This is a genomic window from Rhizobium sp. BK251 (assembly GCF_004345245.1).
Taxonomy (GTDB): domain Bacteria; phylum Pseudomonadota; class Alphaproteobacteria; order Rhizobiales; family Rhizobiaceae; genus Rhizobium.
Window position 1 is genome coordinate 1 of the sequence record NZ_SLUQ01000010.1, and the last position, 20,506, is coordinate 20,506.

Here is a 20,506-nt window from a genome sequence, read left to right on the forward strand (position 1 = left end):
ACGAAGGAAGAGGGTGGCCGTCACACGCCGTTCTTCACCAACTACCGTCCGCAGTTCTACTTCCGCACGACGGACGTGACGGGCATCGTCACGCTGCCGGAAGGCACGGAAATGGTGATGCCGGGCGACAACGTCACGGTTGCCGTCGAGCTGATCGTTCCGATCGCGATGGAAGAGAAGCTGCGCTTCGCGATCCGCGAAGGCGGCCGCACCGTCGGCGCCGGCATCGTCGCATCCATCGTCGAGTAATTGGCGGCTGGGCTGCAGGCCCGAAGAGCAGGATAGGGACGCCAGATATGGTGTCCCTCTCGATCTTTGAAACCGGTGGCCCGCCTGAAGTAACCAAAGGTAAATGCGTGTCTCTTAGAGAGATGCGCGGATAACAGACACAAGGATAAAGTCGAATGAACGGCCAGAATATCCGCATCCGCCTGAAGGCGTTCGATCACCGGATTCTCGATGCCTCCACGCGCGAGATCGTATCGACGGCTAAGCGCACCGGTGCCAGCGTCCGGGGCCCCGTTCCGCTTCCGACCCGAATCGAGAAGTTTACGGTCAATCGGTCCCCGCACATCGACAAGAAGAGCCGCGAGCAGTTCGAGATGCGCACGCACAAGCGCCTCCTCGACATCGTTGACCCGACCCCGCAGACGGTAGACGCGCTGATGAAGCTCGATCTCGCTGCCGGTGTCGATGTTGAGATCAAGCTCTGAGCTGGTCTCGAGCTGAGTGAGAAGGATTGAACCGATGCGTTCAGGTGTGATTGCACAGAAGGTGGGAATGACCCGCGTCTATAACGACGCCGGCGAGCATGTCCCTGTAACAGTATTGCGCATGGAAGGCTGCCAGGTCGTGGCCCAGCGCACAGTAGAAAAGAATGGCTACACCGCAGTTCAGCTCGGTGCCGGCCAGGCGAAGGTCAAGAACACGTCTAAGGCAATGCGCGGAAACTTCGCGATCGCCAACGTCGAGCCGAAGGCCAAGCTGCAGGAATTCCGTGTCACGGAAGACAACCTGCTTGAGGTTGGCACTGAGCTCAAGGCTGGTCACTTCGCAGCAGGTCAGCTCGTCGACGTGACGGGTACGACCATCGGTAAGGGCTTTGCCGGCGCCATGAAGCGCCATGGCTTCGGCGGTCTTCGCGCCACGCACGGTGTGTCTGTTTCGCACCGCTCGCATGGTTCGACGGGTTCGCGCCAGGATCCGGGCAAGGTTTTCAAGAACAAGAAGATGGCTGGTCACATGGGCCAGACGCGCGTAACGACCCAGAACCTTGAAGTGGTTTCGACCGATGAAGATCGCGGTCTGATCCTGGTCAAGGGCGCAGTACCCGGTTCCAAGGGTGCCTGGATCATCGTGCGCGATGCCGTCAAGTCGGCCGCGAAGTAAGGGAGCCAGACCAATGGAATTGAACGTCAAGACCCTCGAGGGAAAAGACGCCGGGAAGGTTTCCCTTTCTGATGCGATTTTCGGCCTCGAGCCGCGCGAGGACATTCTCGCTCGCGTAATCCGCTGGCAGCTCGCCAAGAAGCAGCAGGGCACGCACAAGTCGAAGGGCCGCGCGGAAATCAACCGTACCGGCGCCAAGATGTACAAGCAGAAGGGTACGGGCCGCGCTCGTCACCATTCGGCTCGCGCTCCGCAGTTCCGCGGCGGCGGCAAGGCCCACGGCCCGGTTGTTCGCAGCCACGAGCATGATCTTCCCAAGAAGGTCCGTGCACTCGGCCTGCGTCATGCTCTTTCGGCAAAGCTCAAGTCTGATGACGTGATCGTCATCGACAGCCTCGTTGCTGCCGAAGCGAAGACCAAGGCCCTGGCATCGGTTTTCGAGACGCTGGGTCTCACCAACGCGCTCTTCATCGGCGGCGCCGAGCTTGATGGCAACTTCAAGCTTGCTGCCCAGAACATCCCGAACATCGATGTTCTGCCGATCCAGGGCATCAACGTTTACGACATCGTGCGCCGCGGCAAGCTCGTGCTTTCCAAGGCTGCCGTCGAAGCTCTAGAGGAGCGTTTCAAGTGACCGATCTTCGCCATTACGATGTGATCGTCTCTCCGGCGATCACCGAAAAGTCGACGCTGGTTTCCGAATATAACCAGGTTGTCTTCAACGTTGCCAAGACTGCGACGAAGCCTGAAATCAAGGCTGCCGTCGAGGCGCTCTTCGGCGTCAAGGTTACGGCCGTCAACACTCTGCTCCGCAAGGGCAAGACCAGGCGTTTCCGCGGTTTTGCCGGCAAGCAGAAGGACGTGAAGAAGGCTGTCGTGACGCTGGCTGAAGGCCAGACGATCGACGTCTCCACCGGTCTCTGAGGAATAAGAAAATGGCATTGAAAACATTCAATCCGACGACCCCGAGCCAGCGTCAGCTGGTCATTGTCGATCGCTCGCACCTCCACAAGGGCAAGCCGGTCAAGGCGCTGACGGAAGGTCTGACCAAGAGCGGCGGTCGTAACAACCTCGGCCGCATCACGGCTCGCTTCATCGGCGGCGGTCACAAGCGTACCTACCGTCTGGTCGACTTCAAGCGTCGCAAGTTCGACGTCGAAGGCACGGTCGTTCGTCTCGAATACGACCCGAACCGCACCGCCTTCATCGCGCTGATCAACTATGCCGATGGCGAGCAGGCCTATATCCTGGCGCCGCAGCGTCTTGCCGCCGGCGACAAGGTCATCTCCTCGGAGAAGGCTGTCGACGTAAAGCCGGGCAACACGATGCCGCTGCAGTACATTCCGGTTGGCTCGATCGTTCATAACGTCGAGATGAAGCCGGGCAAGGGCGGTCAGATCGGCCGTTCGGCTGGTGGCTACGTTCAGCTCGTCGGACGCGACCAGGGCATGGCGATCCTTCGCCTCAGCTCCGGCGAACAGCGTCTGGTTCACGGTTCCTGCCTCGCCTCGATCGGCGCGGTTTCGAACCCTGACCACGGCAACATCAACGACGGCAAGGCCGGTCGTACCGTTTGGCGCGGCAAGCGTCCGCATAACCGCGGTGTCGTCATGAACCCTGTCGACCATCCGCACGGCGGTGGTGAAGGCCGCACCTCCGGTGGCCGTCATCCGGTTACCCCGTGGGGCAAGCCGACCAAGGGCAAGCGTACGCGGTCGAACAAGTCGACCGACAAGTTCATCATGCGCTCGCGCCATCAGCGCAAGAAGTAAGAGAGGAAGTCTCCAATGGCTCGTTCAGTTTGGAAAGGTCCGTTCGTTGACGGCTATCTTCTCAAGAAGGCTGAGAAGGTGCGCGAAGGCGGACGTGCAGAAGTGATCAAGATGTGGAGCCGCCGCTCCACCATCCTGCCGCAGTTCGTAGGTCTTACCTTCGGCGTCTACAACGGCAGCAAGCACATTCCGGTCAGCGTCAATGAGGACATGGTCGGACACAAGTTCGGTGAGTTCGCCCCGACCCGCACCTATTATGGTCACGGCGCGGACAAGAAGGCGAAGAGGAAGTAACAATGGGCAAGGCAAAAGCCGAACGCCGGCTGAAGGACAACGAGGCGCAGGCCGTTGCGCGCACGCTCCGCGTCAGCCCTCAGAAGCTCAACCTGGTTGCAGCGTTGATCCGCGGCAAGAAGGTTGATCGCGCACTCGCTGAGCTGGAATTCTCCCGCAAGCGCATCGCAGGCGCCGTCAAGAAGACGCTGGAATCTGCGATCGCAAACGCCGAGAACAACCATGATCTCGACGTCGACGCTCTCGTCGTGGCGGAAGCCTATGTCGGCAAGTCGATCGTCATGAAGCGTTTCCACGCTCGTGGCCGTGGCCGCGCATCGCGTATCGAGCGTCCGTTCGCGCACCTGACGATCGTCGTTCGTGAAGTGCAGGCACAAGAGGAGGCCGCATAATGGGTCAGAAAATCAATCCGATCGGTTTCCGTCTTGGCATCAACCGTACCTGGGATAGCCGCTGGTTTGCGGACAATGCCGAGTACGGCCAGCTGCTGCACGAAGACCTGAAGATGCGCAAGTTCGTCATGAGCGAACTGAAGCAGGCCGGTATCTCCAAGGTGGTCATCGAGCGTCCGCACAAGAAGTGCCGCGTCACGATCCACTCGGCTCGTCCGGGCCTGATCATCGGCAAGAAGGGCGCAGACATCGACAAGCTCCGCAAGAAGCTGTCGGAGATGACGAATTCGGAAACGCACCTCAACATCGTCGAAGTGCGCAAGCCGGAAATCGACGCGACGCTGGTCGCCCAGTCGATCGCCCAGCAGCTCGAGCGTCGCGTGGCCTTCCGCCGCGCCATGAAGCGTGCTGTTCAGTCCGCGATGCGTCTTGGCGCCGAAGGCATCAAGATCACCTGCGCAGGCCGTCTCGGCGGCGCTGAAATCGCCCGCACGGAATGGTACCGCGAAGGTCGCGTTCCGCTGCACACGCTGCGCGCCGACATCGACTACGGTACTGCTGAAGCCGAAACCGCATTCGGTATCTGCGGCATCAAGGTCTGGATCTTCAAGGGGGAAATCCTTGAGCACGATCCGATGGCTTCCGAACGTCGCGCTATGGAAGGCGACGCACAGGGTCCGGCAAGCCGCGACCGCGACCGTGGCGATCGTCGCCGCGAACGCGACAACGCTTGATTAGCGCTGGCGAAAGATAAGCTCGGAGAAGTAAGAAAATGTTGCAGCCAAAGCGTACTAAGTATCGCAAGCAATTCAAGGGCCGCATCAAGGGCGTAGCCAAGGGCGGTTCTGACCTGGCCTTCGGCGAATTCGGCCTGAAGGCTCAGGAGCCGAACCGCGTCAATGCACGCGAGATCGAAGCGGCCCGCCGCGCGATCACGCGTCACATGAAGCGCGCCGGCCGTGTTTGGATCCGCGTGTTCCCGGATGTTCCGGTAACCGCAAAGCCGACCGAAGTCCGTATGGGTAAAGGTAAGGGCTCCGTTGAATACTGGGCATGCAAGGTCAAGCCCGGCCGTATGATGTTCGAGATCGACGGCGTCAGCGAAGAGATCGCCCGCGAGGCCCTGCGCCTCGGCTCTGCCAAGCTCTCGGTCAAGACGCGCTTCGTTCAGCGCATTGCAGAGTAAGGAGAGGCAGATGAAAGCCGAAGACGTACGCGGCCTCACGGCCGATCAGCTCAAGGACAAGCTCGCCGACCTGAAGAAGGAGCAGTTCAACCTGCGCTTCCAGAAGGCGACCGGCCAGCTCGAGAAGTCCTCGCGCATCAACGAAGTCCGCAAGGACATCGCCCGCGTGAAAACCATTGCCCGCCAGAAGGCGGCAGAAGCAAAGGCGTAAAGGAAAAAGAAGATGCCGAAGCGCATTCTGCAGGGCGTTGTCGTTGGTGACAAGAACGAGAAGACTGTTGTAGTCCGTGTTGAGCGCCGTTTCGCTCACCCGCTGCTCCAGAAGACTGTTCGTCGTTCCAAGAAGTACAAGGCCCACGACGAGAACAACCAGTACAAGATCGGCGACATCGTTTCCATCGAGGAATGCGCACCGATCTCCAAGGACAAGCGCTGGACGGTCGTTTCCGCCCAGGCGAAGTGAGTTAATTTCGCTCGGGCCCTTGCGCTTGGGCGAAATTTCTGTATGAAGCAGCGTCAGAACGCTCGTATGCCGGGCGTTCTTTTGCTTTGAGCGCACGGAAGGTCCCGTTCGGGAAACCACCCTGGCACGATCGATCCCGCGCTAGTCAAGCTATTGCCGTGTCTCTACTGGTCCTTCGTGGCGAGTTGGGCGGCTGACAATTTTCATGGGCCGGGATAGGGGGCGCAAGCCCAACCATTCCGGTAAAACAAGAAGGCGACCTGATATGATTCAGATGCAAACAAACCTCGACGTCGCGGATAATTCCGGCGCGCGTCGTGTCATGTGCATCAAGGTGCTGGGCGGCTCGAAGCGCAAGTATGCCTCGATCGGCGACGTCATCGTCGTTTCGATCAAGGAAGCCATTCCGCGCGGCCGCGTGAAGAAGGGCGACGTGATGAAGGCGGTTGTTGTTCGCACCGCCAAGGACATCCGCCGTCCGGATGGCTCCGTCATCCGCTTCGACACGAACGCAGCAGTCCTCATCGACAACAAGAAAGAGCCGATCGGCACCCGTATCTTCGGACCGGTTCCGCGCGAACTTCGCGCCAAGAACCACATGAAGATCATCTCGCTGGCTCCCGAAGTACTGTAAGGAGCGAGATCGATGCAGAAGATTCGTAAGGGCGACAAGGTCGTCATGCTCGCAGGCAAGGACAAGGGCCGCACCGGCGAAGTCCTCCAGGTTCTGCCGAAGGAAGATCGCGCAGTTGTTCGCGGCGTTAACGTCGTGAAGCGCCATCAGCGCCAGACCCAGAACCAGGAAGCCGGCATCATCAGCAAGGAAGCCCCGGTTCATCTTTCCAACATCGCCATCGTTGGCGGTGACGGCAAGCCGACCCGCGTCGGTTTCAAGGTCGTTGATGGCAAGAAGGTCCGTGTGGCCAAGCGTTCGGGAGAAGTGATCGATGGCTGAGGCAAAGTATGAGCCGCGGCTCAAGAAGGAATATGTCGAGCGCATTCGCAAGGCGATGCAGGAGAAGTTCTCCTACGACAACGAAATGATGATCCCGAAGCTCGAGAAGATCGTGATCAACATGGGTGTTGGCGAAGCCACTGCGGATTCGAAGAAGCCGACTATCGCTGCCGCTGACCTCGCGGCGATTGCTGGCCAGAAGCCGGTCATCACCCGCGCACGCAACTCTATCGCTGGCTTCAAGGTCCGCGAAAACATGCCGATTGGCGCGAAGGTCACGCTGCGCGGCGCCCGCATGTACGAGTTCCTGGATCGCCTGGTCAACATCGCGCTGCCGCGCGTTCGCGACTTCCGCGGCCTGAACCCGAAGAGCTTTGACGGCCGTGGCAACTTCGCCATGGGCATCAAGGAGCACATTGTGTTCCCGGAGATCAACTACGACAAGGTTGATCAGATGTGGGGCATGGACATCATCGTTTGCACGACGGCTAAGACCGACGACGAAGCGCGGGCTCTTCTGAAAGAGTTCGACTTCCCGTTCCGTCAGTAACCGTAACGACGAGCGTAGAAAAGGAACCTGATATGGCGAAGACAAGCGCAGTTGAAAAGAACCAGCGCCGCCGCAAGACGGTCGCCAACCAGTCCGCAAAGCGGGCTGCGCTGAAGGCGATCATTATGAACCAGTCCCTTCCGATCGAAGAGCGGTTCAAGGCCTCGATCAAGCTGGCATCTCTGCCGCGCGATGGATCGAAGACCCGCATTCGCAACCGTTGCGAAGTGTCTGGTCGTCCGCGTGCCTATTACCGCAAGCTGCGCATGTCGCGTATCGCGCTGCGCGAACTGGGCAATCTCGGCAAGGTGCCGGGCATCGTCAAGTCGAGCTGGTAAGGGAGCGTTCATATGACAATGACTGATCCATTGGGCGATATGCTCACCCGCATCCGCAACGGTGCTTCGCGCCGCAAGTCGTCGATCTCGACGCCTGCGTCCAAGCTCCGTGCGCGTGTTCTCGATGTCCTGCAGGCCGAAGGCTACATCCGTGGCTACTCCGTCGTCGATTTCGGCAACGGCAAGTCCGAGCTCAACATCGAACTCAAGTACTATGAAGGCGCATCGGTGATCCGTGAGATCGGCCGTGTGTCCAAGCCGGGCCGCCGGGTTTATGTCTCGGTCAAGTCCATTCCGCAGGTCGCGAACGGCCTCGGCATCACCATCCTTTCGACTCCGAAGGGTGTGATGGCCGATCACCAGGCTCGCGAACAGAACGTTGGTGGCGAGGTTCTTTGCTCTGTCTTCTAAGACAGGGCAGGGATCTCCATAGCGAACAGACAGGATTGAAAAATGTCTCGTATCGGTAAGAAGCCCGTTCAGGTACCTGCTGGGATCACGGCTACGGTCGATGGCCAGAAGGTTACTGCCAAGGGCCCGAAGGGCGAGCTGTTTTTCGTCGCCAATGACGAAATCGGCCTCAAGCTCGAAAACAATGCGGTTGTGGTAACGCCGCTCAGCCAGTCCAAGGATGCTCGTGCAAAGTGGGGCATGTCCCGCACGATGATCGAGAACATCTTCAAGGGCGTCAAGGACGGCTACGAGCGCAAGCTCGAAATCAACGGCGTCGGTTACCGCGCTGCCATGCAGGGCAAGAACCTGCAGCTGGCACTCGGCTTCAGCCACGACGTTGTTTACGAGCCGCCGCAGGGCATCACGATCGCTGTGCCGAAGCCGACGGAAATCGTCGTCACCGGCATCAACAAGCAGCAGGTCGGCCAGGTTGCCGCTGAAATCCGCGAATACCGCGGTCCGGAGCCCTATAAGGGCAAGGGCGTGAAGTATGCTGGCGAGCGCATCGTCCGCAAAGAAGGCAAGAAGAAGTAAGGATCACGCGAAATGGCTAGCAGGAAAGAAGCACTTGCACGTCGTGCCAACCGCGTGCGTCGTCAACTCAAGTCGGTGGCCAACGGCCGTCCGCGCCTGTCGGTTCATCGCTCCTCGAAGAACATCTACGCTCAGGTTATCGATGATGTTGCCGGCAAGACGCTCGCGTCTGCCTCGACCCTCGATAAGGATCTGCGCGGTTCTCTGAAGACCGGTGCTGACACGGCAGCGGCTGCGCTCGTAGGCAAGCTCGTTGCTGAACGCGCCTCCAAGGCCGGCGTCAACGAGGTCGTATTCGACCGTGGCGCCTTCATCTATCACGGCCGTATCAAGGCCCTGGCAGATGCAGCCCGCGAAGGCGGTCTGACCTTCTAAGTAAGAATTCCGGCCGGGCCTTTCAGGCATCGGCCGGATTTTCGCCGGGCCGCAAACGCTCTTCTTGAGGAGAGGTTGATGCGGTCTTCGTTTTGTTTGCCGTTCGCACCCGGAAAAGAAAAAGGAAAAGGACAATGGCACAAGAAAGAAGAGGTTCTCGCGACGATCGCCAGAACCGCGAGGAACGCGATAGCGAATTCGTCGACAAGCTGGTCGCGATCAACCGCGTTGCCAAGGTTGTTAAGGGTGGCCGCCGCTTCGGTTTTGCCGCTCTCGTTGTCGTAGGTGACCAGAAGGGCCGCGTTGGCTTCGGTCACGGCAAGGCACGCGAAGTGCCGGAAGCAATCCGCAAGGCGACTGAAGCTGCCAAGCGCGAACTGATCTTCGTACCGCTGCGTGACGGCCGTACGCTGCATCACGACGTTCATGGCCGCCATGGCGCCGGCAAGGTTCTGCTTCGCTCGGCCAAGGTCGGTACCGGTATCATCGCCGGTGGCCCGATGCGCGCCGTTTTCGAAACGCTCGGCGTCCACGACGTCGTTGCCAAGTCGACCGGTTCGTCGAACCCGTACAACATGGTTCGCGCTACCTTCGACGCTCTGAAGCACCAGGTTCACCCGAAGGACATCGCAGCTCAGCGCGGCATCAAGTACGCCACGCTTCAGGCTCGTCGCAGCGCCTCCGGCAACGCCTCTGAAGAATAAGGGAGCTTGACTGATGGCCAAGGCTACCAAGAAGACTGAAGCGAAGACGGTTACTGTCGAACAGATCGGCAGCCCGATTCGCCGTCCGGACGTCCAGCGCAAGACGCTGATCGGTCTCGGACTGAACAAGATGCATCGTCGCCGCACGCTGGAGGACACGCCTTCGGTTCGTGGCATGATCCGTGCAGTCCAGCATCTCGTTCGCGTTGTCGACGAGAAGTGAGACCGGAGTAACGCTCATGAAACTCAATGAAATCAAGGACAACGAAGGTTCGACCCACAGCCGCAAGCGCCTCGGCCGCGGTATCGGTTCGGGCTCGGGCAAGACCGGTGGTCGCGGTGTGAAGGGTCAGAAGTCCCGTTCCGGCGTCGCCATCAACGGCTTTGAAGGCGGCCAGATGCCAATCTACCGCCGTCTGCCGAAGCGCGGCTTCACGAACATCTTCAAGGCTGACTTCGTCGTCGTCTCGCTGGCACGCATCCAGACCGCCATCGACGCAGGCAAGCTCGACGCCAAGGCGACCGTTGACGCCGCCGCCCTCAAGGCTGCCGGCGTTATCCGCCGCACCAAGGATGGCGTACGCGTTCTCGCCGACGGCGAGCTGAAGGCGAAGATCAAGCTCGAGGTTGCCGGCGCTTCCAAGCCGGCCGTCGAGAAGATCGAAAAGGCCGGTGGTTCCGTGACGCTTCTTTCTGCCGCAGCGGCAGAATAATAATCTTATGATATGTCGCCCGGGGTGCTTCACACCGGGCGATTTTACTCCCATATGTGGGCCTCACGATTCCTGCTTCGGCGCACCCTGTGCCGCGCCGGTCCAGATCGAACCAAGGGTGAGGCACAGGGTTGCGCCGCAATCCGTCCGAAGCCCGGCTCTTGAACAATTGAAATACTGATTCCGGGTCCGGCCAATCCTCAAGCGCCGGAATTGGTAGCGCGGAGAAACGCATGGCTTCTGCAGCGGAACAATTGGCTTCCAATCTGAATTTTTCGACCTTTGCCAAGGCTGAGGACCTCAAGAAGCGCCTGTGGTTCACGCTCGCTGCTCTCCTCGTCTACCGGCTTGGTACCCATATTCCGCTTCCGGGGCTCAACCCCGGCGCCTATGCCCAGGCTTTCAGCAGCCAGTCCGGCGGCATTCTCGGCCTCTTCAACATGTTTTCCGGCGGCGCCGTGCAGCGCATGGCGATCTTCGCGCTGGGCATCATGCCCTATATCTCCGCGTCGATCATCGTGCAGCTCATGACCTCGGTCGTTCCGGCGCTCGAAAACCTGAAGAAGGAAGGCGAGCAGGGTCGCAAGATCATCAACCAGTACACCCGCTACGGTACCGTGCTGCTCGGCACGCTGCAGGCTTACGGCATCGCTGTGGGGCTTGAGAGCGGCAACGGCCTTGTGATCGATCCGGGCTGGTTCTTCCGCGTCTCCACGGTCATTTCGCTTCTCGGCGGCACCATGTTCCTCATGTGGCTCGGCGAACAGATCACGTCGCGCGGCATCGGCAACGGCATCTCGCTCATCATCTTCGCAGGCATCGCGGCCGGCCTCCCGCAGGCGCTCGCCGGCACCCTCGAGCTCGGTCGCACCGGCGCTCTTTCCACAGCCCTCATTCTGGCGGTCGTGGTCGTTGCGATCGGTGTCATCGGGCTGATCGTCTTCGTGGAGCGTGCGCAGCGCCGCCTGCTGATCCAGTATCCGAAACGTCAGGTTGGCAACCGGATGTTCCAGGGCGATACGTCGCACCTGCCGCTGAAGCTCAATACCTCGGGCGTCATTCCGGCGATCTTCGCTTCCTCGCTGCTGCTTCTGCCGGCGACCTTGGCAGGCTTTTCGAGCACCACGGCAATGCCGGGCTGGGCGACCTCGATCATCGCAGCCCTTGGCCATGGCCAGCCGCTCTATATGCTGCTCTACGGCGCGCTCATCGCTTTCTTTGCCTTCTTCTACACGGCGATCGTCTTCAATCCGAAGGACACGGCTGACAATCTGAAGAAGCACGGTGGCTTCATTCCGGGCATCCGTCCGGGTGATCGTACTGCGGAATATATCGATTACGTGCTGACCCGCATCACGGTGATTGGCGCGATCTACCTTGTCTTCGTCTGCATCTTGCCGGAGATCCTCGTGGCCAACACAGGGGTGCCGTTATCCCTTGGTGGTACTTCGCTTTTGATCGTGGTTAGCGTAACTCTTGATACGGTGGCACAGATCCAGGGTCACCTGATTGCACAGCAGTACGAAGGCCTGATCAAGAAATCGAAGTTGCGAGGAGGAAAGAGGGGGCGATGAGACTTATACTTTTGGGGCCGCCGGGCGCGGGTAAGGGGACCCAGGCCCAGCGGATCGTGGAAAAGCACGGCATTCCGCAGCTTTCCACCGGTGACATGCTCCGTGCAGCCGTTGCGGCCGGCACGGAGGTAGGCAAGCGGGCAAAGGCAGTCATGGACGCTGGCAAGCTTGTCTCCGACGAGATCGTCAATGCCATCGTCTCAGAGCGTCTCGATGCTCCGGACTGTGCAAGGGGCTTCATTCTCGACGGTTATCCCAGGACGCTCGTCCAGGCCGATGCAACGGAAGCCATGCTGAAGGCGAAGGGCATCGACCTGTCCGCCGTCATCGAGATCAAGGTCGATGACGCGGTTCTCGCGGATCGTGTTTCCGGCCGATATACCTGCGCCAATTGCGGTGCCGGCTACCATGACACGAATCTGAAGCCGAAGGTCGAGGGTGTCTGCGACCGTTGCGGCTCGACTCACTTCAAGCGCCGCCCTGACGACAATCGCGAGACGGTCGTCACCAGGCTGCAGGCCTATTACAAGGAAACGTCGCCCCTGGTTGGTTATTACTACGCCAAGGGCAAGCTGCGATCGGTGGACGGCATGGCCGATATTGATCAGGTCACAGCCGACATCGAAACCATTCTTTCGAAGCTGTAAGGCTTTGAAAATAAACTTGGCGGAATGGTTGCTTTTAAGCGCTGATTCCGCTAAACACCGCGCCAACTCGCGAAATGCCCTGCGATCGGCGCGGATTTCCCAAGGAAGTCCGGGTTCGGTCGTTTTGACATGTTGCGAACTCGAATTTGAGCAAGCGGCCCCTGTGGCGGCATAACGAAGCCCTATTGCCGGATGGCAACTGGAACGCAAGGAGAATAGGCGTGGCACGTATCGCTGGCGTCAACATCCCGACTGCAAAGCGCGTCGTCGTCGCGCTGACCTATATTCACGGGATTGGACCGAAATTCGCGCAGGAGATCATCGAAAAGGTCGGTATTCCGGCTGATCGCCGCGTCAATCAGCTGACTGATGCTGAAGTTCTTCAGATCCGTGAAACCATCGACCGTGACTATCAGGTCGAAGGCGATCTGCGTCGCGAAACCGCGATGAACATCAAGCGTCTGATGGATCTTGGCTGCTATCGCGGCCTGCGTCATCGCCGCGGCCTGCCGGTTCGCGGTCAGCGCACGCACACCAATGCCCGCACCCGCAAGGGTCCGGCAAAGGCGATTGCTGGCAAGAAGAAGTGATTTTTTGAGGCAATGGGCAATAGGCAGCAGGCGATAGGGTGCTCCCCGTCGCCTGCTGCCTAAATCCTGTTGCCCCGGAAGGTGGAGCCGCTGGCATTACGGCGGTGTAGAGATCAACGAAAGGAAAGTAATGGCCAAGGAAGCTGTCCGCGTTCGCCGTCGCGAGCGCAAAAATATCTCGTCGGGTGTGGCCCACGTCAATTCGACCTTCAACAACACGATGATCACCATCACCGACGCACAGGGCAATGCGATTGCCTGGTCGTCTGCTGGTGCCAAGGGCTTCAAGGGTTCGCGCAAGTCGACCCCGTTTGCTGCCCAGATCGCTGCCGAAGACTGCGCCAAGAAGGCTCAGGAACATGGCATGAAGTCGCTTGAGGTCGAAGTTTGCGGTCCGGGTTCGGGTCGTGAATCGGCTCTGCGCGCGCTCCAGGCTGCGGGTTTCATGATCACGTCGATCCGCGACGTGACGCCGATCCCGCACAATGGCTGCCGTCCGCGCAAGAAGCGCCGCGTCTGATCATCGCCAATCACAACACCGCCGGGCGCGACAGCGTTCCGGCCGGTGCTTCTCAAGCTCGGTTGCCACGATTGGATGGTGGCAACGAACGGAAGGCAGGAACATGATTCAGAAAAACTGGCAGGAACTGATCAAGCCGAACAAGGTCGAGTTTTCGTCGAGCCGCCGCACCAAGGCAACGCTCGTCGCGGAACCGCTTGAGCGCGGCTTTGGTCTGACCCTCGGCAACGCGCTCCGCCGCGTTCTGCTCTCCTCTCTGCGCGGCGCCGCCGTAACGGCCGTGCAGATCGACGGAGTGCTGCACGAGTTCTCCTCCATCCCCGGCGTTCGGGAAGATGTGACGGACATCGTGCTCAACATCAAGGAAATCGCCATCAAGATGGATGGCGACGATGCAAAGCGCATGGTCGTGCGCAAGCAGGGCCCGGGCGTCGTGACGGCCGGTGATATCCAGACGGTAGGCGACATCGAGATCCTCAACCCCGAGCATGTCATCTGCACGCTCGACGAGGGTGCCGAAATCCGTATGGAATTCACCGTCAATAACGGCAAGGGCTACGTACCGGCCGAGCGCAACCGCGCGGAAGACGCTCCGATCGGGCTTATCCCCGTCGACAGCCTCTATTCGCCGGTCAAGAAGGTCTCCTACAAGGTTGAGAACACCCGTGAAGGTCAGGTTCTCGACTACGACAAGCTGACCATGACGATCGAGACGGACGGTTCGGTCACCGGCGAAGATGCCGTTGCCTTCGCGGCGCGCATCCTTCAGGACCAGCTTTCTGTCTTCGTCAACTTCGACGAGCCGCAGAAGGAAGCCGAAGAGGAAGCCGTTACCGAGCTTGCCTTCAACCCGGCGCTGCTCAAGAAGGTGGACGAGCTGGAACTGTCGGTTCGTTCGGCAAACTGCCTGAAGAACGACAACATCGTCTATATCGGCGACCTCATCCAGAAGACCGAAGCAGAAATGCTCCGCACGCCGAACTTTGGTCGCAAGTCGCTCAACGAAATCAAGGAAGTTCTCGCTTCCATGGGCCTGCACCTCGGCATGGAAGTGCCGGCATGGCCGCCCGAGAACATCGAAGATCTCGCCAAGCGTTACGAAGACCAATACTAAGAAGCAAAGAAGGCAGGCTCTTTCGGCTGCCTTTCCCAGTCAAACAGCAGGCATGTCGCCTGCATGTGTCAGGAAACGGCAGGCCCGCCAGCAAGGCAAGGGCACTGCAATAAAGGAGAATAGCAATGCGCCACGCAAAAGCCGGCCGCAAGCTGAACAGAACTGCCAGCCACCGCAAGGCGATGTTCGCCAACATGGCTGCTTCGCTCATCACGCATGAGCAGATCGTCACGACCCTGCCGAAGGCAAAGGAAATCCGTCCGATCGTCGAAAAGCTCGTCACGCTCGGCAAGCGCGGCGACCTGCACGCTCGCCGCCAGGCGATCTCGCAGATCAAGGATGCCGCTGTCGTCTCGAAGCTGTTCGACACGATCGCTTCGCGTTACGCGACCCGCAATGGCGGCTATCTGCGTATCATGAAGGCTGGCTTCCGCCAGGGCGACAACGCGGCTCTGGCCGTTGTTGAGTTCGTGGATCGCGACGTCGCTGCCAAGGGCGCTGCCGACAAGGCTCGCGTCGAGGCCGAAGCCGCCGCCGCAGAAGCTGCATAAGCCATTCCGGTACGCCGGACTGAAAACAGCCGGATCGAAAGATCCGGCTGTTTTCGTTTGTGGTGATGCTGGGCAAGTGGTCAGGCGCAGAACCCGCCAGGCATTTCAGCCCGCGACGCGTGGCGGGCTGACGTTCGGCTGTCGCCGTTCGGCCCGGTCTCTCTTTCTGTTGCGCAGGACCGGTCGAACCAGGCGGTAGAGCAGCAGGAGGGTGATCAGGCCGATGTAGATGTACTGCTCGACGGAAAGCACCTTCGTCGCCAGCGAAAAATGTACCGCACCGAGTGCTGCTACGAGATAAATCAGCTTGTGCAGCCTCACCCAGTTCTTGCCGAGCCTGCGGATCGAAAACATGTTCGAAGTGATGGCGAGAGGCACCAGGAACACGAGCCCGGCCATGCCGAACATGATGAACGGCCGCTTGGCGACATCAGCGATCACGGCCTGCAGGTAGAGCGCCTGGTCGAGGATCATGTAGACCGAGAAATGCATCAGGGCGTAGTAAAAGGTCAGGAGGCCGAGCGCCCTGCGGTAACGGATCAGGTTCCAGCCCGCAAGTTCGCGCAAGGGGCTGACCGCGAGCGTCAGGATCAGGAAGCGTATCGTCCAGAGCCCGAGGAACAACTCGAAGGTCTTGACCGGATCGGCGCCGAGGTTTCCCGTGGCGCCGAGATAGAATTGCCAGACGGCAGGGATGAAGCCAACCGCATAAAGCAGCCAGACGGAAGCCGGCTGCCAGCGTTTCGGCAGGCTGAGCGATATGGCCGGCATCAGAAATTCGCCCTCAGATCCATCCCGGCGTAGAGACTTGCCACCTGGTCTGCATAGCCGTTGAAGGGCAGGGTGGGCCGCCTGTTGGCGCCGAAGAAGCCGCCTTCGCCGATGCGCCGCTCGGTCGCCTGGCTCCACCGCGGATGGTCGACGGCCGGGTTGACGTTGGCATAGAAGCCGTATTCCTGCGGATTGGTGAGCTGCCAGGTGTTCTTGGGCTGATCCTCGGTGAGCGTGATGCGAACGATCGACTTGATGCCCTTGAAGCCGTATTTCCACGGCACCACCAGGCGAACGGGGGCACCGTTCTGGTTCGGCATGGTCTCGCCGTAGAGGCCGACGGCAAGCAGCGTGAGCGGATGGCGTGCCTCGTCAAGCCGCAGTCCCTCCACGTAGGGCCAGTTCAGGGACTGGAAAAAGCCGTTCTGGCCCGGCATCTGGTCGGGTCTGACGACGGTCTCGAAGGCGACGTATTTAGCGCTTCCCAGCGGCTCCACCTTGTCGAGGAGGGCGGCCAGCGGGAAGCCGTCCCAGGGAATCACCATCGACCAGGCCTCGACGCAACGCATGCGGTAGACCCGTTCTTCGGGCGGGAATTCCTTGATGAGGGCCTCGATGTCGAAGGTGCCGGGCTTGCCGACCATGCCGTCGACCTTGATGGTCCAGGGCAGCGGCTTGAATTTGCCGGAGAGTGCGGCGGGATCGCCCTTGTCGAGGCCGAACTCGTAGAAATTATTGTAGGTCGTGACGTCCTTGATCGGCGTCAGGGGCTCATCGACCGTATAGCTGCTCTTGGCTGCCGCCAGCGGCGCGGCCATGGCATCGGTGCCCGAAAGGGCAAGCGCGGCCACGGCTGCCGCTCCGAGGAATTCGCGACGCCGCAAGTACATGCCGCGCGGCGTGATCTCCGAGGAGGCGATCTTCGGAGGATGATAGGCTGTCATCCTGATATTCCTTTCTGCAACTGCAGTGATGATACGCTCTATACGAAGACAAGGCGTGTTTTGTTACAGCTGTACGATGGAATTCAGCCTCGGAAGAAGGCAACTTTTTGTGTTCAGACCGGATGGAATAAAGAGTGGAGATCGTTGTCTACTCTACTCGGGGCGGTTTATTTGCTGTTTGGCCCCGGCTCCCGCGTCTCTTGAGGCGTACCGGTTTCGGTCGCATCGGTAGTGACAGGGGAGGGCGATTGGATTAGGACAATTCCAAAAAGCGGAATGTGCCGGGATTTTTCCGGAGGCGCGTAGCCTCGAAGCGGCATCCGAGACAATTCCAGACTCGAGGAAAACATCATGCCAGCGTATCGTTCCAGAACCACCACCCATGGCCGCAATATGGCGGGTGCGCGCGGCCTTTGGCGCGCGACGGGCATGAAGGATTCGGATTTCGGCAAGCCGATCATTGCGGTGGTGAATTCCTTCACGCAGTTCGTGCCCGGCCACGTCCACCTCAAGGATCTGGGGCAGCTTGTCGCGCGTGAGATCGAGGCGGCTGGCGGCGTCGCCAAGGAGTTCAACACGATCGCCGTCGATGACGGCATCGCCATGGGCCATGACGGCATGCTCTATTCGCTGCCGTCGCGCGAACTGATCGCCGACAGCGTCGAATACATGGTGAACGCCCATTGCGCCGACGCGATGGTCTGCATCTCCAACTGCGACAAGATCACTCCCGGCATGCTCATGGCTTCGCTGCGCCTCAATATCCCGAGCGTCTTTGTTTCCGGTGGCCCGATGGAAGCCGGCAAGGTCGTCCTGCATGGCAAGAAGGTCGCCCTCGATCTCGTCGACGCCATGGTTGCGGCCGCCGATGACAAGATTAGCGACGAGGACGTCAAGGTCATCGAGCGTTCGGCCTGTCCGACCTGCGGTTCGTGCTCCGGCATGTTTACCGCCAATTCCATGAACTGCCTGACGGAAGCGCTCGGCCTATCGCTGCCCGGCAACGGCTCGACGCTTGCCACGCATGCGGACCGCAAGCGTCTCTTCGTCGAAGCCGGTCATTTGATCGTCGACATTGCCCGCCGTTACTACGAGCAGGAAGACGAGAGCGTTCTGCCGCGCAAGGTCGCTTCCAAGCGGGCCTTCGAGAACGCCATGTCGCTCGATATTGCCATGGGCGGATCGACCAACACGGTTCTGCACATCCTGGCAGCGGCACATGAAGGCGAGATCGATTTCACGATGGCGGACATCGACGCGCTCTCGCGCCGTGTACCCTGCCTGTCGAAGGTCGCGCCGGCCAAGAGCGACGTTCACATGGAAGATGTCCATCGCGCCGGCGGCATCATGTCGATCCTTGGCGAGTTGGACAAAGGCGGCCTGATCAACCGCGATTGCCCGACCGTCCACGCCGAGACGCTCGGCGATGCGATCGACCGATGGGACATCACGCGCACCAGCAGCGAGACGGTTCGCGACTTTTTCCGTGCGGCTCCCGGCGGTGTTCCGACCCAGGTCGCCTTCAGCCAGGATTCCCGCTGGGAAGAACTGGACACCGATCGCGAACACGGCGTCATCCGCTCCGTCGAGCACCCTTTCTCCAAGGATGGCGGTCTTGCCGTTCTGAAGGGCAATCTGGCGCTTGACGGCTGCATCGTGAAGACGGCGGGCGTCGATGAATCGATCCTGAAATTCTCCGGTCCGGCCCGCGTCTTCGAGAGCCAGGATGCATCGGTCAAGGCGATCCTTGCCAATGAGGTCAAAGCCGGTGACGTCGTCGTCATCCGCTATGAAGGCCCCAAGGGCGGCCCCGGCATGCAGGAGATGCTTTATCCGACGAGCTACCTGAAGTCGAAAGGCCTTGGCAAGGCCTGCGCGCTGATCACCGACGGCCGCTTCTCCGGCGGCACGTCCGGCCTGTCCATCGGTCACGTCTCGCCGGAAGCGGCCAATGGCGGAACGATCGGCCTCGTGCGGGAAGGGGATATGATCGATATCGACATCCCGAATCGTACGATCAGCCTGCGGGTGAGCGAATCCGAACTGGCAGCGCGCCGCGCAGAGCAGGACAACAAGGGCTGGCAGCCTGCCGAGAAGCGCAAGCGCAACGTCACGACGGCGCTCAAGGCCTACGCAGCCTTTGCGACGAGCGCTGATCGCGGTGCAGTCCGCATCCTTCCGGAGTGAGGGTTTCTGCGGCTCGGCCTTTGCGCCTGAGCCGCAGTCCATCTCGAAAATTCAGGCCGATCAGCGAGATGTTCAGCGCGCCGGCGCAGAGCTCCAGTGCCTGCACGGCGTAGAAGGTCGTGCCGAGAGCGCCATAGATCGCCAGATGCCGCAGCACGAAGGCGCAGGGGACGAGCACCAGTAGTCCATTGAGGGCGATGACCGGCATGCGTCTGCGCTTGGCGGTGACAACGGGATGTTTCCACCGTCCACCGAGGCGGGAGCCGCTGAAGCCCGTAAAGGCGAGTGCTGGTACCAGCAGCAGCAAGCCCCATGGAATGGCGAGCTTGACGAAGCGGATGGCCTCCGGGCCGCCGAAGAGTTCGCTTGATACCGTCGAAAGCCAAAACAACAGGGTCGTCGCCAGCGCGAGTGCGCCGGCCACGGGATGAAGTGTCTTCATCGTCGTCGTCCTTCTGCGAGGTCAGTCCGGCGGACGCAACTCGTCCAATCCGGTAGAAAGCTGCTCCAGGATATCAATCGCCGCCCTGATCCGCGTGGCGTCCATTTGCCTGGTGAGCCGCGTGGAAAGCGCGCCCCAGCGCTCCATGATCCCGGCATATGCGTCCGCGCCTGCTGGCGTCAGCCTCACCAGCTTCGCCCGCTTGTGCTGCGGATTGTCCTCGAAGTCGATGTTGCCCTGCCGCTGCAATTCATCGACCAGCCGCTGCACCGACTGGCGCGCGAGGCCCATGTTGCGGGCGATCTGCGCGACCGTCAGCGGTTGGCCGGCAAGCGCGATCGCGCCCATGACTTGCCAACGGGCGCTCGAGAGGCCGAAGGGCTCGGTCAAAGCGTCGCCCGCCGCGATCAGCGCGCCATTGGCACGGAAGACGGTCAGGGCAAGAGTGCTAATCGACGCATCAATATCGCTAATCATGACAGCACACTGTCATAACGACAGTGTGCTGTCAATGTGAGTGCGCATCGCGGATGGCTGGGCTGCGGTCAGAGTGGCCGATTGATATTCTTGTAGGTCTGGTCGAGCTGCTTCAGGCGTTCGTCATACGAGGTCTTCAGGCAGGTGACGTCGGCACCGCATGCCTGGCGCTTCTTCAGCCACGCGCTTTGTTCATCCTGCAGCGTGCCGCGCGCGCCCATGGCCAGCAGCCCCGAGAGAAGTTCGAACGTCGTGACCATTTTGACGTCGGCGTCGTTGAGCGCGCGGTTATCGCAGATTGCCTTTTCATCGGGCTTGAGCGCCGGCGCATCGCAATCGAAGCTGGCTGCCGGTGAGGCAACGCTCGAAGCGAACAGGGAAGCCGCGGCAAGGCCGAGCACGACGACTTTTTTCGCACAGCAGGGCGCGATCCATGCCCGAAAATCCATGTTCATTTTCCCTCCTTGAAGAAGCGTTCGACAGCATTCAAATCAAAATCACCTAACGGTGACATTGAGCAACGGGTGGCGAGTGAATTGACAAGCCAAGGTCACTAAACAAAAGCCTTTGC

General features: G+C 60.3%; 33 protein-coding genes and 1 pseudogene. 29 read left to right on the forward strand and 5 right to left on the reverse strand.

The genetic code is table 11. The features are described from left to right. From tuf to rplQ, 28 genes and pseudogenes are all read left to right on the forward strand, one after another. Nucleotides 1-249: pseudogene (tuf, locus tag EV286_RS24795) on the forward strand (elongation factor Tu); the annotation flags it as partial. Between the two features lie 155 nt (nucleotides 250-404). Further along, nucleotides 405-713, forward strand: coding sequence for a 30S ribosomal protein S10 (gene rpsJ, locus EV286_RS24800; RefSeq protein WP_003547547.1), 309 nt, complete (start codon nucleotides 405-407; stop codon nucleotides 711-713). Nucleotides 714-747: 34 nt separating this feature from the next. Further along, nucleotides 748-1,389 (forward strand): 50S ribosomal protein L3, encoded by a 642-nt coding sequence (gene rplC, locus EV286_RS24805; RefSeq protein ID WP_132959863.1) that lies wholly within the window; start codon nucleotides 748-750, stop codon nucleotides 1,387-1,389. 13 nt (nucleotides 1,390-1,402) lie between these two features. Continuing rightward, the gene (gene rplD, locus EV286_RS24810) at nucleotides 1,403-2,023 is read left to right on the forward strand and encodes a 50S ribosomal protein L4 (RefSeq protein WP_132959864.1); all 621 of its coding nucleotides are present in this window, start codon (nucleotides 1,403-1,405) and stop codon (nucleotides 2,021-2,023) included. Further along, complete coding sequence (locus EV286_RS24815; RefSeq protein WP_132959865.1) at nucleotides 2,020-2,313, forward strand: 50S ribosomal protein L23; 294 nt, start codon at nucleotides 2,020-2,022, stop codon at nucleotides 2,311-2,313. The genes rplD and EV286_RS24815 overlap by 4 nt, the downstream gene beginning before the upstream one ends. Before the next feature lie 11 nt (nucleotides 2,314-2,324). After that, nucleotides 2,325-3,161: a 50S ribosomal protein L2 gene (gene rplB / locus EV286_RS24820; RefSeq protein ID WP_132959866.1), complete on the forward strand. Its 837-nt coding sequence runs from the start codon at nucleotides 2,325-2,327 to the stop codon at nucleotides 3,159-3,161. A gap of 15 nt (nucleotides 3,162-3,176) precedes the next feature. Continuing rightward, the gene (gene rpsS / locus EV286_RS24825; RefSeq protein WP_085423139.1) at nucleotides 3,177-3,455 is read left to right on the forward strand and encodes a 30S ribosomal protein S19; all 279 of its coding nucleotides are present in this window, start codon (nucleotides 3,177-3,179) and stop codon (nucleotides 3,453-3,455) included. 2 nt (nucleotides 3,456-3,457) lie between these two features. Continuing rightward, entirely contained in the window at nucleotides 3,458-3,847 is a 390-nt protein-coding gene (rplV, locus tag EV286_RS24830) for a 50S ribosomal protein L22 (RefSeq protein WP_132959867.1), read from the forward strand. After that, a complete protein-coding gene (gene rpsC, locus EV286_RS24835; protein WP_132959868.1) occupies nucleotides 3,847-4,581 on the forward strand; it encodes a 30S ribosomal protein S3 in 735 nt (244 codons plus the stop codon). Before rplV ends, rpsC begins: the two co-directional genes overlap by 1 nt. A gap of 38 nt (nucleotides 4,582-4,619) precedes the next feature. Further along, on the forward strand, nucleotides 4,620-5,033 hold the full coding sequence (gene rplP, locus EV286_RS24840; RefSeq protein WP_132959869.1) for a 50S ribosomal protein L16: 414 nt from the start codon (nucleotides 4,620-4,622) through the stop codon (nucleotides 5,031-5,033). A 10-nt stretch (nucleotides 5,034-5,043) separates the two neighbouring features. Further along, the gene (rpmC, locus tag EV286_RS24845; RefSeq protein ID WP_037151107.1) at nucleotides 5,044-5,244 is read left to right on the forward strand and encodes a 50S ribosomal protein L29; all 201 of its coding nucleotides are present in this window, start codon (nucleotides 5,044-5,046) and stop codon (nucleotides 5,242-5,244) included. 12 nt (nucleotides 5,245-5,256) lie between these two features. Then, on the forward strand, nucleotides 5,257-5,496 hold the full coding sequence (rpsQ, locus tag EV286_RS24850; RefSeq protein WP_132959870.1) for a 30S ribosomal protein S17: 240 nt from the start codon (nucleotides 5,257-5,259) through the stop codon (nucleotides 5,494-5,496). 265 nt (nucleotides 5,497-5,761) lie between these two features. Continuing rightward, nucleotides 5,762-6,130 carry a 50S ribosomal protein L14 gene (gene rplN / locus EV286_RS24855; protein ID WP_003573790.1) on the forward strand — a complete coding sequence of 123 codons (369 nt, stop codon included), beginning with the start codon at nucleotides 5,762-5,764 and terminating at the stop codon, nucleotides 6,128-6,130. Between the two features lie 12 nt (nucleotides 6,131-6,142). Further along, nucleotides 6,143-6,451 carry a 50S ribosomal protein L24 gene (gene rplX, locus EV286_RS24860; RefSeq protein ID WP_132959871.1) on the forward strand — a complete coding sequence of 103 codons (309 nt, stop codon included), beginning with the start codon at nucleotides 6,143-6,145 and terminating at the stop codon, nucleotides 6,449-6,451. Further along, nucleotides 6,444-7,001 carry a 50S ribosomal protein L5 gene (rplE, locus tag EV286_RS24865; protein ID WP_132959872.1) on the forward strand — a complete coding sequence of 186 codons (558 nt, stop codon included), beginning with the start codon at nucleotides 6,444-6,446 and terminating at the stop codon, nucleotides 6,999-7,001. Before rplX ends, rplE begins: the two co-directional genes overlap by 8 nt. A gap of 32 nt (nucleotides 7,002-7,033) precedes the next feature. Further along, nucleotides 7,034-7,339 carry a 30S ribosomal protein S14 gene (rpsN, locus tag EV286_RS24870; protein ID WP_132959873.1) on the forward strand — a complete coding sequence of 102 codons (306 nt, stop codon included), beginning with the start codon at nucleotides 7,034-7,036 and terminating at the stop codon, nucleotides 7,337-7,339. A gap of 12 nt (nucleotides 7,340-7,351) precedes the next feature. Then, on the forward strand, nucleotides 7,352-7,750 hold the full coding sequence (gene rpsH / locus EV286_RS24875) for a 30S ribosomal protein S8 (protein ID WP_132959874.1): 399 nt from the start codon (nucleotides 7,352-7,354) through the stop codon (nucleotides 7,748-7,750). Between the two features lie 42 nt (nucleotides 7,751-7,792). Beyond that, nucleotides 7,793-8,326 carry a 50S ribosomal protein L6 gene (gene rplF / locus EV286_RS24880; RefSeq protein ID WP_132959875.1) on the forward strand — a complete coding sequence of 178 codons (534 nt, stop codon included), beginning with the start codon at nucleotides 7,793-7,795 and terminating at the stop codon, nucleotides 8,324-8,326. A gap of 12 nt (nucleotides 8,327-8,338) precedes the next feature. Then, on the forward strand, nucleotides 8,339-8,701 hold the full coding sequence (rplR, locus tag EV286_RS24885; protein ID WP_037063305.1) for a 50S ribosomal protein L18: 363 nt from the start codon (nucleotides 8,339-8,341) through the stop codon (nucleotides 8,699-8,701). Between the two features lie 134 nt (nucleotides 8,702-8,835). Further along, nucleotides 8,836-9,405, forward strand: coding sequence for a 30S ribosomal protein S5 (gene rpsE, locus EV286_RS24890; protein WP_132959876.1), 570 nt, complete (start codon nucleotides 8,836-8,838; stop codon nucleotides 9,403-9,405). Nucleotides 9,406-9,418: 13 nt separating this feature from the next. After that, nucleotides 9,419-9,628 carry a 50S ribosomal protein L30 gene (gene rpmD, locus EV286_RS24895; RefSeq protein ID WP_132959877.1) on the forward strand — a complete coding sequence of 70 codons (210 nt, stop codon included), beginning with the start codon at nucleotides 9,419-9,421 and terminating at the stop codon, nucleotides 9,626-9,628. A 16-nt stretch (nucleotides 9,629-9,644) separates the two neighbouring features. After that, nucleotides 9,645-10,118 (forward strand): 50S ribosomal protein L15, encoded by a 474-nt coding sequence (gene rplO, locus EV286_RS24900; protein WP_132959878.1) that lies wholly within the window; start codon nucleotides 9,645-9,647, stop codon nucleotides 10,116-10,118. Nucleotides 10,119-10,351: 233 nt separating this feature from the next. Next, nucleotides 10,352-11,692, forward strand: coding sequence for a preprotein translocase subunit SecY (gene secY, locus EV286_RS24905; protein WP_132959879.1), 1,341 nt, complete (start codon nucleotides 10,352-10,354; stop codon nucleotides 11,690-11,692). Then, entirely contained in the window at nucleotides 11,689-12,339 is a 651-nt protein-coding gene (locus EV286_RS24910) for an adenylate kinase (RefSeq protein ID WP_132959880.1), read from the forward strand. Before secY ends, EV286_RS24910 begins: the two co-directional genes overlap by 4 nt. Before the next feature lie 221 nt (nucleotides 12,340-12,560). Beyond that, entirely contained in the window at nucleotides 12,561-12,929 is a 369-nt protein-coding gene (rpsM, locus tag EV286_RS24915) for a 30S ribosomal protein S13 (RefSeq protein WP_132959881.1), read from the forward strand. Between the two features lie 130 nt (nucleotides 12,930-13,059). Continuing rightward, nucleotides 13,060-13,449, forward strand: coding sequence for a 30S ribosomal protein S11 (gene rpsK, locus EV286_RS24920; protein WP_003547577.1), 390 nt, complete (start codon nucleotides 13,060-13,062; stop codon nucleotides 13,447-13,449). 103 nt (nucleotides 13,450-13,552) lie between these two features. Beyond that, nucleotides 13,553-14,563 (forward strand): DNA-directed RNA polymerase subunit alpha, encoded by a 1,011-nt coding sequence (locus EV286_RS24925; protein ID WP_132959882.1) that lies wholly within the window; start codon nucleotides 13,553-13,555, stop codon nucleotides 14,561-14,563. A gap of 125 nt (nucleotides 14,564-14,688) precedes the next feature. Beyond that, entirely contained in the window at nucleotides 14,689-15,114 is a 426-nt protein-coding gene (rplQ, locus tag EV286_RS24930; protein ID WP_132959883.1) for a 50S ribosomal protein L17, read from the forward strand. A 105-nt stretch (nucleotides 15,115-15,219) separates the two neighbouring features. Here rplQ and msrQ read toward each other — a convergent pair whose 3' ends face one another. Together msrQ and msrP are read right to left on the reverse strand one after the other, a co-directional pair. Further along, complete coding sequence (gene msrQ / locus EV286_RS24935) at nucleotides 15,220-15,885, reverse strand: protein-methionine-sulfoxide reductase heme-binding subunit MsrQ (protein ID WP_132959884.1); 666 nt, start codon at nucleotides 15,883-15,885, stop codon at nucleotides 15,220-15,222. Continuing rightward, entirely contained in the window at nucleotides 15,885-16,829 is a 945-nt protein-coding gene (gene msrP, locus EV286_RS24940; protein ID WP_132959885.1) for a protein-methionine-sulfoxide reductase catalytic subunit MsrP, read from the reverse strand. Before msrP ends, msrQ begins: the two co-directional genes overlap by 1 nt. A 351-nt stretch (nucleotides 16,830-17,180) precedes the next feature. On the opposite strand from msrP, the gene ilvD reads away from it, so the two are divergent. Then, nucleotides 17,181-19,016 (forward strand): dihydroxy-acid dehydratase, encoded by a 1,836-nt coding sequence (gene ilvD, locus EV286_RS24945; protein ID WP_132959886.1) that lies wholly within the window; start codon nucleotides 17,181-17,183, stop codon nucleotides 19,014-19,016. Here the strand turns inward: ilvD and EV286_RS24950 are convergent. From EV286_RS24950 to EV286_RS24960, 3 genes are all read right to left on the reverse strand, one after another. Then, nucleotides 18,952-19,458, reverse strand: coding sequence for a hypothetical protein (locus EV286_RS24950; protein ID WP_245500817.1), 507 nt, complete (start codon nucleotides 19,456-19,458; stop codon nucleotides 18,952-18,954). The genes ilvD and EV286_RS24950 overlap by 65 nt on opposite strands. A 21-nt stretch (nucleotides 19,459-19,479) precedes the next feature. Next, the gene (locus EV286_RS24955) at nucleotides 19,480-19,935 is read right to left on the reverse strand and encodes a MarR family transcriptional regulator (protein WP_132959887.1); all 456 of its coding nucleotides are present in this window, start codon (nucleotides 19,933-19,935) and stop codon (nucleotides 19,480-19,482) included. Nucleotides 19,936-20,003: 68 nt separating this feature from the next. Beyond that, nucleotides 20,004-20,390, reverse strand: a complete 387-nt coding sequence (locus EV286_RS24960; RefSeq protein ID WP_245500818.1) for a lysozyme inhibitor LprI family protein — start codon at nucleotides 20,388-20,390, stop codon at nucleotides 20,004-20,006. Nucleotides 20,391-20,506: the final 116 nt, after the last annotated feature.